At 37.0% G+C, this 12,465-nt stretch carries 7 protein-coding genes; all 7 read right to left on the reverse strand.

Annotation, left to right across the window (positions count from 1 at the left end):
• Positions 1-4,388 (reverse strand): Ig-like domain-containing protein (locus GJU43_RS13020; RefSeq protein WP_195760042.1); only part of this gene is annotated, 4,388 nt, incomplete at its 3' end.
• A gap of 460 nt (positions 4,389-4,848) precedes the next feature.
• A complete protein-coding gene (locus tag GJU43_RS13025) occupies positions 4,849-5,904 on the reverse strand; it encodes a helix-turn-helix domain-containing protein (protein ID WP_154341188.1) in 1,056 nt (351 codons plus the stop codon).
• A gap of 254 nt (positions 5,905-6,158) precedes the next feature.
• Positions 6,159-7,562: a TolC family protein gene (locus GJU43_RS13030; RefSeq protein WP_154341189.1), complete on the reverse strand. Its 1,404-nt coding sequence runs from the start codon at positions 7,560-7,562 to the stop codon at positions 6,159-6,161.
• A complete protein-coding gene (locus tag GJU43_RS13035) occupies positions 7,562-8,908 on the reverse strand; it encodes an HlyD family secretion protein (RefSeq protein WP_154341190.1) in 1,347 nt (448 codons plus the stop codon). Before GJU43_RS13035 ends, GJU43_RS13030 begins: the two co-directional genes overlap by 1 nt.
• 6 nt (positions 8,909-8,914) lie before the next feature.
• Positions 8,915-10,573 (reverse strand): peptidase domain-containing ABC transporter, encoded by a 1,659-nt coding sequence (locus GJU43_RS13040; RefSeq protein ID WP_154341191.1) that lies wholly within the window; start codon positions 10,571-10,573, stop codon positions 8,915-8,917.
• Between the two features lie 16 nt (positions 10,574-10,589).
• Positions 10,590-11,261 carry a TetR/AcrR family transcriptional regulator gene (locus tag GJU43_RS13045; RefSeq protein WP_154341192.1) on the reverse strand — a complete coding sequence of 224 codons (672 nt, stop codon included), beginning with the start codon at positions 11,259-11,261 and terminating at the stop codon, positions 10,590-10,592.
• A 294-nt stretch (positions 11,262-11,555) separates the two neighbouring features.
• The gene (locus tag GJU43_RS13050; protein WP_154341193.1) at positions 11,556-12,461 is read right to left on the reverse strand and encodes a carbohydrate kinase family protein; all 906 of its coding nucleotides are present in this window, start codon (positions 12,459-12,461) and stop codon (positions 11,556-11,558) included.
• Positions 12,462-12,465 lie beyond the last annotated feature (4 nt).

Here is a 12,465-nt window from a genome sequence, read left to right on the forward strand (position 1 = left end):
GTAACGGTGTTACTGTCTGCATTTCCATCATTGGCTTTATAGGTAAAACTATCCGTTGTCGTTTCGCTTCCGTTATGAACATAAGTGAACGTTCCGTCTGCGTTTAAAGTCAGCGTTCCGTTTGTTGGGCCTGTAACCAAAATTGCGGTTAAGGCATTTCCTTCGGCATCCGTATCGTTGGCTAAAATACCGTTGGCAATCGTAGCGGTTAAGGTTCCGCTTTCGTTTACCGAATAAGAATCGGCAATAGCAACCGGGGCATCATTGACCGGGTTAATGGTAATGTCCACCGTAACGGTGTTGCTGTCTGCATTTCCGTCATTGGCTTTATAGGTAAAACTATCCGTTGTCGTTTCGCTTCCGTTATGAATGTAAGTGAACGTTCCGTCCGCGTTTAAAGTCAGCGTTCCGTTTGTTGGGCCTGTAACCAAAATTGCGGTTAAGGCATTTCCTTCGGCATCCGTATCGTTGGCTAAAATACCGTTGGCAATCGTAGCGGTTAAGGTTCCGCTTTCGTTTACCGAATAAGAATCGGCAATAGCAACCGGCGCATCATTGACCGGGTTAATGGTAATGTTAACCGTAACGGTGTTACTGTCTGCATTGCCGTCATTGGCTTTATAGGTAAAACTATCTGTTGTCGTTTCGCTTCCGTTATGAACGTAAGTGAACGTTCCGTCTGCGTTTAAAGTCAGCGTTCCGTTTGTTGGGCCTGTAACCAAAATTGCGGTTAAGGTATTTCCTTCGGCGTCCGTATCGTTTGTCAAAATACCGTTGGCAATCGTAGCAGTTAAGGTTCCGGCTTCGTTTACCGAATAAGAATCGGCAATAGCAACCGGCGCATCATTGACCGGGTTAATGGTAATATACACCGTAACGGTGTTACTGTCTGAATTGCCGTCATTGGCTTTATAGGTAAAACTATCCGTTGTGGTTTCGCTTCCGTTATGAACGTAAGTGAACGTTCCGTCTGCATTTAAAGTCAGCGTTCCGTTTGTTGGACCTGTAACCAAAACTGCCGTTAAAGTATTTCCTTCGGCATCCGTATCGTTTGCTAAAATACCGTTGGCAATGGTAGCGGTTAAGGTTCCTGCTTCGTTTACCGAATAAGAATCGGCAATAGCAATCGGGGCATCATTGAATGGGTTAATGGTAATATCCACTGTAACGGTGTTACTGTCTGAATTTCCATCATTGGCTTTATAGGTAAAACTATCCGTTGTCGTTTCGCTTCCGTTGTGAACATAAGTGAACGTTCCGTCTGCGTTTAAAGTCAGCGTTCCGTTTGTTGGGCCTGTAACTAAAATTGCTGTCAGGGCATTTCCTTCAGCATCCGTATCGTTTGTCAAAATACCGTTGGCAATGGTAGCGGTTAAGGTTCCGGCTTCGTTTACCGAATAAGAATCGGCAATAGCTACCGGCGTCTGATTTATATTGATTGTAACCGTTTCAATATTTCCGTTAACGGTTCCGTCGTTTGCTCTATACGTAAAAGTGTCAGTTGCTGTTTTAGTCCCGTCATGAACGTAAGTGAAAGATCCATCCGAGTTTAAAGTCAGCGTTCCGTTTACCGGACCTGTAACTAAAACTGCGGTTAATGAATTTCCTTCAGCATCGGTATCGTTTGCTAAAACTCCCGGAGCTGTTAAATTTAATGTTCCGCCCTGAACAACAGTATAGGTGTCCGGTAAAGTAACGGGTGCATCATTTACAGGTGTTATCGTAATCGTTACCGTTGCGGTGGTACTGTTCGCTTTTCCATCATTTGCCGTGTACGTAAAACTGTCTGTTACAGTTTCACTTCCGTTGTGAACATAAGTGAAAGTACCATCCGAGTTTAAAGTCAGTGTACCGTTTGCCGGACCTGTTACTAAAACTGCGGTTAAGGCATCACCATCAATATCACTGTCATTTGACAAAACTCCAGTCGCTATTGTAGCTGTAAGTGTTGCACCTTCAGGAACGGTATAACCATCTGCCGCTGCAACCGGAGCATCATTTACTGCTTTTACAGTAATTAACTGGTTAGCAACAGCTGTTCCGTTATGACCGTCATTAATCTTATAAGAGATACTAACCGGTGTAGCTGAATTAAAGTTTGGTGAAGGCACAAAAGTAATGATGCCTGTATTTGAAATATTTACCGTTCCATTTGTTACAACAATTGACTGGGCTGTTCCTGTCAAAGTTGTTCCGTTGATAGATTCTAAAACTAGTGTATCGCCGTCTGCATCTGTATCTCCGGTTAACGGATTTAAAATTACGCTATCATCTTCATCAACATTATAATTGTCATCAACAGCAACCGGATTTCTGTTTACAACATTTAAAACTGCTGTATCTGAATTTGGCTGTGCGCAAACATTTGAAGTACTGGTTACATCTAATCTGTATAAGTACCCATCAAATGAACGCGGAATATTAGTTAAAGTTAAAGCATTTGTAGTTGCATTTGAAAAAGCAGGATTTGTACCGCCATTTGCAACTGTTGTCCAGGAAGTACCGCCGTTAGTACTTTGTTTCCATACGTAAACCAAATGAGTTCCTGTTACAACTGCAGTAAATGTTGCATTTCCTCCCAAATTTGTATCTGCGTTTACAGGGTTTGTTGTAACCGCAACCACATTCGAAACTAAATAATTAGGTTTACTTGTTCCTGTCGTATTTACCGGTGCCGCATAAGAAGCTGCTGTTACAGTACCATTTGAATTTGTTACAGGAGGATTTCCTGTACCATAGTAACCGTTTCCATCAGTATCTGCCGAAACGGTACCGTATGCTTCAATAGCGTCCAGACATCCGTCATTATCAGAATCCGGATCCAGCTGATTGATCATTCCGTCTAAATCATTGTCATATCTGTCATCAATACCATCTGTATTGTTGTCGATAAATCCGGGAGCATCTTTGTTAATAAAGTTTGGTCTTTTAGAACCCGTTTGATATCCGAAAGGATCTGCTAATCCGCCTGGTATTTCGACTGTATCTAAAATCCCGTCATTATCATCATCTAAATCACATTCTATGTTAAGTCCGTCATTATCATCGTTTCCAAAATAATTTGGATTTTCTATCGGAATGTACAATGAAACACTTCCTCCTGCCAATCCATCTTGCGAGCCGTTACGTTCTCCGCCTATATGATGACCTCCAACACCTCCATTAGCATATAAAGTAACATTTGGCGGTAAAGAAGCCCGTGAATATAATAACGCTCCACCGCCTCCACCGCCTCCTGGTCCGTGAATAACACTTGTGTTTAAGTCCTGACCGTCTCCACCTTTTGCAGAAACCGTTAAATTACCTGTAAAAAGAGGTGTTTTTAAAACAACAGTACCTCCGGCACCTCCACCTCCACCTCCATCAGGAGAACCTGAAGGATTTACGGCTTCAGGCGAAAAACCATCGGCAATAATAGAATGGCCATTTCCAACTATTTCATTGGCAAAAAGAATTACAATACCACCTCCGTCTGCTGCAGACGACGGGTTATTTGTTGTTACATAACCTGATCCTCCTGCACCTCCAAGAAAAACCCTGTCCTGCGCAAAATAAGCAGATAAAGAAACTCCTCCCAAACCACCTGCATTGGCACCATTTACATCACACCATCTTTTACCACCTTCACCTCCGGCACCATAATTAGATCCGCCTCCACCACCTGAATCTCCTGCCACACCAGAACCTCCGCCATTTGCACGAGGCGCACGTCCTCTGTTATAAGTTGGATTATCTATGACAATACCATCTCCTTTTGTATAGGAACCTGAATAGGTGCTACTTCTAACATACTGTGTATCGGGACTAGTATTACAATTATCATCAGGACCATTTACTGTCATCTTAATTCCTTCGTATCCTTTGCCTGATACATCAATATCGGCATTAAATACTAACTTATTATCTGTTTCAATAGCCAAAACACCACCGGTTTTATCAGTAGTGTTCCATTCTTTTGCTGTTAAGGTGTTATCAATAATAACCTCGCCGGTATATTTTGGAACCCTTACAACCTGAACCATATCAGTAAGTGTATACGTCTTTAGCAAAGGAAACATGGGTGTCACTACGTTACCTGTAATGCTTTTAATTTCAAAAAACTCGTAGTTACCCGTATTATTAATCGCCGTTACCTTACCTCCATTAATATCATTATTCGTATTAATAGTTGCTCCTTTCATCTGGATAATCAAAGCTTTATCACCAGCCGCGAGACCCGCAGCATTAGTTACCGTAATGGTATTGGTACAAGTAAGATCACAAGGAGCACATACCGGCTGATTTATAGCTGTTACCGAAAAATAGCTGTTTACTATTCCTGATATATGTGTTTGTGAAAAACCACTAAGGCTGCACACAAATAAAAAACTGACCAAGAATTGCTTCAAAGTCCGATCTTTATTACACGTTAAATTTTTTAAATAAGTAAAGTTCACCATATATAATCAATAATTAAAAATTTCAAATAAGCATAAAAAAGTCCTGTACGCTCAAATATCATTTTTTGAAATCTGAACGCATTTTACGTATTAAAAAATTGCAATAAAATACTGCAAAAAGCAGCAAGGATAAGAGTTGACAGTCGAAACAATCGAGCTATGAAAATTGTCAATCTCTTCTTTTCGTCGCCAAATGTATATGAAAAATAAAGTCACGAATAGTCAATTCGGACATTTTTTAGTCTTAATAGGAATAATGATATCCTGAGAGAAAAAGTCTACGTAAAAACCGCAATAAGTGTAATCAAAACACTAATAATTAAACGCTTACAATTTCATTAAAGAAGAAAAAATCAAAATATAAAACCTCCAAAAAAAAACTTTTTTGGAAATTTTGTTTTTTAACGGTCTAAAAACGCACCTGAGATGGGAGTTTTCCAAATCTTTTTTTGAAACTTGATGCAAATCTTCCAGCCGAATCGTGACCGGTAATAACCGCAATTTCCTGAATATGAAAATCTGATTTTTCAATAAGCTGCATCGCAAGAACTAAATTCTTTTCTTTATGATACTGCAGCATAGAAAAGCCAAAAACAGCTTTAAAGTTTGCTTTTAATTTTGTGGGAGAAGTATTAACTTCCTTAGCAATGAAATCGATACCAATAAAAGGAAGATGTAAATTTTGCAGAATAATTCGTTCTGCTTTTGCAACATTGTGATAATCTAAATTGCTTAGCGAAATATTATCTTCAATACGGCTGTCATTGAATACATTACTAAAAAATTCAGCTATTAATTTCATTGAATTCTTTTTTAAAATCGAATTCGTCGATTCCATCTTATCAGTCTGCTTTATAATAACCGATAGATCAGCTGCAATTTGATGTGCTTTTACCGAGATATCCAGCCATGTGTAGGAGCCTCTTTTGCCATTTAAAAATTGCAGTATGGCTTTTCTTTCTTTAAATACTTTAGAGGTGAAATTCTTTTTAACCCAGTCTTTTTTTAGGGCTATACTAAAGAATTTTCCGTTTGATTCCTTGTAAAAGTAACTGGATATCTCAGTATTGGGCTTACTGAATGTCCAGCAAATACTGTCAATAGTTAAGACCTCTCCGTTTTTTAAAGGGAATTTATATTCAAATAAAGAAAAAGTTAAAAGATAATAATCGCTGAATATGCTCTTATCATACTTTGATAATGCCACGATATTTTCTTTTAGATTCAGAAAAAAGCCAAAGAACCAAAAACCTTCTTCAATTTCTCTGTAATATATTCTGGCTTTTGATAAAGAAGTATTTATAATGAGAATCTGTTTTGTTGGATAATGCTTTGTAATGGGTAATTTCGCTATACTATCGAGCATTATTTGTGGAGAATTGAACAAATAAGGAAATTGAAAGAAACCATCTTTTAATAGAAAAAGATATTTTTGAACATGTTTGGGCCAATTATTCGTAGTCATAAAATTTCAGCAGTGCGTATATTCGGTATTGGTACAAAATCCAGAAACGTAAAAATAAAAAAAAGTATTTTAGTTTTCCAGCATTTCTAAATTTCGATTCGAAATAAAGTAAAACTATTGCAATAATTCTTGAATTTTAACCATAGTGCTTTTAGTGCCGGATAAAAATCGTGGCATGTTTGCGGGCATAGTTAAAAAAATAGAGGCACCTCCGGGCGCCCCTAACAAATGAATATAATTACCTTAATGTTAATTTATAAATCAGGATTTGCCATGATTTTGAATAGTTCTGAGTTCGAAATATAAAATCTGTTTTCTAATGCGATAGAAGCCAGTTTTGCACTTACCAAATTATTCTCTCGGGTGTTGATTAGAAATAAAGAACTTTCTCCAAAAGAAAATAAACGCTCCTCAGAGTTAAGCATCGTTAAGTTATTTTCTACCAGATCTTTCGCCAGCTTTTTTTGCTTTACAAGCGAATTGATTTCTACTTTTTGTGCATTTATTTTATTGGTCAGCTGTGTTTTTTCGAGCGCTAAAGCAAATTCATTTTCCTGAACTTTATATTTGGCCAGTCTTAAACTTCCGCGTTCTTTTCTTAGAAATAACGGAAAGTAAAACTCCAGACCAATTTTATAATCTTCAAAACGATACTTGTCAATATAACCCGGTTCTGATAAATACGAATAGCCAATGTTTATTTTTGGTAAAAGCATATTTTGTTTCAGATCTTTTTCGACATTCAAAATGTCTATTTTATTTTGCAGTGCATTTAGTTTTGGATGTGTTTCTAAATTAAAATCATTGTGTAGTAAATCGTTTGTTTTCAGTGTTTCCTGCAAAGTCGTTTCCAGCGCATTTTCCGGTACAAGTTCGTCTGAAATTTCTAATGGAATATTGTTTTCAAGCCACATAAAATTAGATAATTCCAATTTTGCTTTGGCCAGTTTTAATTTAGAATCTTCCAGACTTAAAGCTCTGTTTTTTACAATAATTCCGGCTTCAATACTGTCAATTGCCGGTTTGTCACCCTGAACGATCAGAGATTTAATTCCTTCCAGACGTATTTCAGCATTTTTATTGTACTTGTCATAAAGTTTCATTTCTTCAAAATTCTTCTTCCAGTTAAAGTAGGCAAGCGAAGCATCGTACAATACACTTATAGCCTGAAGCTTTTTTTCGGCCTCACTGAGCTTAATCTGAATTTTAGCTTTACGAACATCAGCCATTCTCTGATTAATAAACAAACCCTGACCAACCGGCACCGTAATTCCAAATGAAGTCAAACCCTGATTTGGTGTGGTATTTTCGGGATTAAGATAAACACCTTCGTTATTGTCAAATCCAGCTTTTAGTTCAATTCCGTACCAGGTTGGTATTTTAAAACTGCTGTTTAAAATCGAATAATATTCTTTGTCTTTAAATTGTTTCTGACTAAAATCTACCTCAATTTTGGGGTCAAATCCGCCTCTTGCCATCATCAGGCTGGCTTGTGCTTTACTGATTTCCAAATTGGCATTTTTTACCAGCGGATGGTATTTTTTTACATACCCCAAAAATTCATTATAAGTAAGTTCCTTAGAGATGGTTTGCTCATTTGGCAGCTGGCCAAAGATGGCGGAACTCCAAAAAAGAAAAGCTATAAGTATCTTTTTCATTATTTTTTTTCTTTAGTTACGGTCTCACCGTTTTTGTAATAATTAGGAGGGAATCCGTTTAGGGTTCTCCAGATTTCAAACCAAATTGGTACGGTATCTAACAAAGCAATAGTTTGAGCACCGGAACCAATACTCAGTTGTTTTGGCCACTTTGCCTCATTTGGATCCGGTGCAATCAGAATTCTGTATTTTCCGTTTGTACTGATGAAATTTTCAATGGCAACCACTCTTCCTCCAAAAGTTCCGTACGACATATCCGGCCAGCCGGCAAATACAATGGTAGGCCAGCCGTCGAACCAAATACGTACGGTAGCTCCTTTTTTAATTAAAGGCAAATCGATTGGATTGATAAACGTCTCCACTGCAATGTCGTATTGCGATGGCATAATGGTTACAATTGGCGTTCCTTCCTTGATAGTTTCACCAATACCGGCCTGAAGCGCTCTGTTGATATATCCGCTCTGAGCTGCTTTTATGTAATACATGCCGTTTCTCAAACTGTAATTGGCATACTGATTTTCCAGTTTGTTGACCTGAGCTTCAGTATCATATTTATTGCTTAAAGTAGTAAACTGATCACTTTTTGCTTTGGCTACTTTTTCAGAATACTCTGCCGAAATTCGATTGATTTCGACTTTTGCATTAATATATTCGTTTTTGCTGGTAAGGAATTTGTTTTCCTGCGTGATGATTTTGGCGTCAACGTCTTGTTGTTTCAAACGTTTCTCTTCAACATCGGTAAGCGGTTTTAAACCTTCTTTGTTCAATTGTACAGAACGATTGTATTGCGTATTGGCAATCCGAAGCTGGGTTTTGGCTGCAACAAGATCCATACTGTCACTTTGTATTTTTAAGCGCGACTGTCTTACCTTGTTTTGGGCTTGTTCGAGTTTTAATTTTCGTTCGTTTTCTATGGCCTGAATCTGAACTGAAAGTGTGGTCACTTTATCGCCATAAGACTCTAAAGAGTTTTTCTTGGCTTCCACCTGATTTTTGGTGTTTTGTACCAAATTCGGATCCATGTAATCTTCTTTTATTTCAGAAATGAATAAAATAGTATCCCCTTTTTTTACAAAATCTCCTTCCTGCACGTACCATTTTTCAATTCTTCCCGAAATAACACTTTGGATGGATTGCGGCCTTTGATTTGGCTTTAAAGTGGTTACTGCTCCAGACCCTGAGATGTTCTGTGTCCATGGCAGGAAAAGCGCAATGATTCCTATAATGGAAGTTCCAATTATAATTTTATTTAAAATTTTATAATGTGGTCTGTTGCTTAAGTTTCTAACCGTCTCATATTGATCGAGCGGCTGCAGTTTCGTTTTATTGTCTGAGATGTTTAGCATGACATATTATTTTTTTTGATCTAGTATAATAAGACCGTTTTGCATCGTTATTTTTCGCGTAGATTTTGTTTCCCAATACGGATTTTTAGACGAAACTATAATCGTCCAGTCGTTCTTTTCTGAAGTTATAAAATCAATAATTTCATTCGCTATTTCATCATCCATTTTATCGGTTGGATCTTCATAGAAAAGAATTTTTGGTTTATGAATAATACTTCTGGCCAGAAGAATCTTTTGTGCATTTGAAGAAGACAATTGTTTTCCTTCCGGATAAATATGCGTATCCAGACCTTTTGGCAATAATTTGATGAAAGAACTTAGCTGAACACCGTCAAGAGCCCATTTTAAATTTTCTGCACTAACAGAAGGATCGTTAAACGTAATATTATCCAGAATAGTCCCTTCAAATGGCGTTTCCTTAAAAATAATAGTGCCTATTTGAGAGCGGTATTGTCTGATGTTTATTTTTCTAAAGGTATCATCGTTGATGTAAAAACCTCCCGAATTTTGTTTTAATGACCCGGACAATAGTCGAATAAGCGTTGTTTTTCCTGATCCGTTGTCACCATCAATATAGATTTTTTCTCCTTGTTCTATTTTTAAAGTAATTGCATCGAGAGTGTTGGTTGGAGAATCCGGAAACCTGAATCGAAGATTTTCGGTTTCAAGAGTGATGTTGGCGTAATAATTATCTTTCGGCGCTTCAAAATTTTCTTCTAATTCTAAATCGGTTACCTGACCAATTTTTTCAACAGCAGTCAAAACATCATAGAAAGTTTCCAGTCCGATAATAATTTTTTCTACAGAAGTAATCACCAATAAAATGATAATTTCTGCCGCGACAAACTGACCAATGTTCATTTCCTGGCTCAAAACCAAATACCCCCCAATAGATAATAAACTTGCCGTAATGATGACCTTGAAAACGATCAGTTGTGTAAATTGTTTTTGGATGACTTTAAAATGCTTCTCGCGGTAATTGATATAATTACTTACGATACCGTTGTTTTTCTGAAGGGCAAAATCATAGTTCAGATCATTTCTAAAACTAGAATTGTTACGTGCCATTTCCTGCAGCCAGCCCGCAACTTTGTATTTGAATTTAGATTCTTTTAAACTCGTTTCTAATCCTGATTTGTATGAAAATTTAAAAATAAAATACAAAAGCAGAAATAACAAAAGGCCAAAAACAATAAAGTAGGGATGATACAAAGAGAGCAAAATAAGCCCGAATGTGATTTGGAGTAAGGCTGCCGAAAAATCAATTAGTAATTTTGAGGTTCCTTTCTGAATCGTCAGGGTATCAAAAAAGCGGTTGGTTAATTCCGGAGGATACGTTCCGTACAGTGCTTCTGTTTTTATTTTAGGCAAACGAGCCGCGAATTCAAATGAAGAACGAACAAATATTTTTTGCTGTAAATTCTCGGTAATGCGCAATTGCATTAAAGATAAAATCCCCACAAGCGCTACTCCGGCAACAACTAAAATAATTAGAATAATCCAGGAGGCGCTAACACGGCCAGACTGAATAAAAGCTATAATCGCCTGAATTCCCAACGGAAGCGATAAACTGACCAAACCAGCAAAAATGGCGTAGAAAAAAATTTGATAAATGTCTCTTTTATCAAGGGCGAGTAAATTGTAAAATCGTTTTAATGGAGTCATGTTGTTTATTTTATAATTAGCGCAAAACGTTTTCTGCAAGATTTAAGTAAAACTGCGTTGTGGTAACGCTTTCATTACAATTGGTAATACTTTTTAAATGCTCTTTTAAAAAGTGCTGATGCAGACTTCCTTCAACAATGGTCGAAACTAAAGATTTAGCATACTGATAATCTGGATTGACCTCATTCACAATAGCCACAATTCTATTAATGAGTCTTTTGTAAATTAAAAAAAAGCCTTCTTTGTTTTCCTGGTCTACTTCTTTTGTATGAAAGGTTTTGGTAAATTCTGCAATGATAATTCTATTTAAAATGGCCTCGTTAATGTGATCTGTATAGATATCGTCGGTTACTTTTTCTGTAACAATGGTAATTGCTTTTTTGAGTTTTTCTTTTTTATCAGTGATATTGGCCGTGTTAAATACCAATTTATACTCGATCCAACTCCAGTACCAGGAAGACAAATACACTAATAATTTATGCTTATTTTCGAAATATCGGTAAATCGAACTTTCGTTTGATCCTATTTTTTCTCCCAGCTTTTTAAATGTAAAGTTATCAAAACCAATGGCATCTATGAGGATAATACTTTGTTCAATTATTTTTTTGCCTAATGCAGATGTCTCAGGATCTTTTACATAAATCTTTTCATTTACCTGCATTTTTATATTTGAAAGTATAATTTCCATAAAAATTATTTTTTGTGCAAATATAATAGTATTACTATCAATAACGAAATATTTACTTTAAATAATTGTTAAAAAAAGTCCCTGTCTTGCTTTTGGAGAAGTTTATGAAAGGAGTCATTTCTTCTCCGTAAATTGTAATGAGAATTGTTTTTTTACAGGTAAACAGCAGGTTTTTAATTAAAAAATCCATCTGACTTTTCCATAAAAAAAGCCCGATACCAAAAGATATCAGGCTTAGTTTTTAAAATAGAACTATGCATTCAATTGAATACTATAGTTGCCTTGTAAAACAAGTTAAATTTTAATTCCGGACATTAATTTTTCAATTTTAGAATACGAAATTTCAGGATTGGCACCTGGTGCTTCTGCTACCAATGCTCCAACTGCGCAAGCAAAATCGATTGCTTGTTGCGGTTCTTTTCCGGTAAGTAATGAAGTTATTAAAGCTGCCAGAAACGAATCCCCTGCGCCTACTGTATCGGCAACCTCAACAGGGTAACCCGCATTTTCAAAGATTTGCCCCTTCCACATTAATAAAGCTCCGTGTTTGCCTCTGGTGACGCACATGGCAGTTACTTTGGTTCTTTCTGCTATAAAATGCATATTGTCTTCTAAACTTACAGAAGGCGATTTCATCTCTTGGGTAATCTCTAATAATTCTTCGTCATTGAACTTAATGAAATCCGAAGCGTGCATTAATTGCTCCAGCATTTCATAAGAATAATGCGGTTTTCTTAAATTAACATCAAAAACCTTACAGGCTTTTGTCTGCAGCAATTCTTCCAAAGATTTCCTTGACACCTCATCCCTGCAAACCAGACTTCCGTAAATTAGCACATCGGCATCTAATGCTGTTTTCTTTGCAAAATCATTTAATACAATCTTATCCCAAGCCGATGGATAACTGATTTCATAACTTGCAGAACCGCGTTCGTTTACCGTTACGTTTACCAAACCCGTTGGAAATTCCTCTGATTTAATAATTGCAGCTGTTTCAAGACCTAAACTTTTTACCTGATCTATAATTGCCTTTCCATCTTCATCATTTCCTACACAGCTAATCATGGCTACTTCGCAGCCTAGTGTTTTCATGCGCAGTGCTACATTGAGCGGTGCGCCGCCAATCTTTTTTTCATTGGCAAAAACATCCCAAAGCACTTCTCCGTAGGCCACTGCCTTAAGGTTTTTTCCGTTATTCATTCTA

The organism is Flavobacterium sp. LC2016-23 (assembly GCF_009674775.1).
Lineage (GTDB): Bacteria > Bacteroidota > Bacteroidia > Flavobacteriales > Flavobacteriaceae > Flavobacterium.

What these genes read in the sequence shown, in the direction of transcription:
- GJU43_RS13025 (WP_154341188.1), bottom strand. Translation starts at nt 5,904, where the DNA reads ATGACTACGAATAATTGGCCCAAACATGTTCAAAAATATCTTTTTCTA.
- GJU43_RS13030 (WP_154341189.1), bottom strand. Translation starts at nt 7,562, where the DNA reads ATGAAAAAGATACTTATAGCTTTTCTTTTTTGGAGTTCCGCCATCTTT.
- GJU43_RS13035 (WP_154341190.1), bottom strand. Translation starts at nt 8,908, where the DNA reads ATGCTAAACATCTCAGACAATAAAACGAAACTGCAGCCGCTCGATCAA.
- GJU43_RS13040 (WP_154341191.1), bottom strand. Translation starts at nt 10,573, where the DNA reads ATGACTCCATTAAAACGATTTTACAATTTACTCGCCCTTGATAAAAGA.
- GJU43_RS13045 (WP_154341192.1), bottom strand. Translation starts at nt 11,261, where the DNA reads ATGGAAATTATACTTTCAAATATAAAAATGCAGGTAAATGAAAAGATT.
- GJU43_RS13050 (WP_154341193.1), bottom strand. Translation starts at nt 12,461, where the DNA reads ATGAATAACGGAAAAAACCTTAAGGCAGTGGCCTACGGAGAAGTGCTT.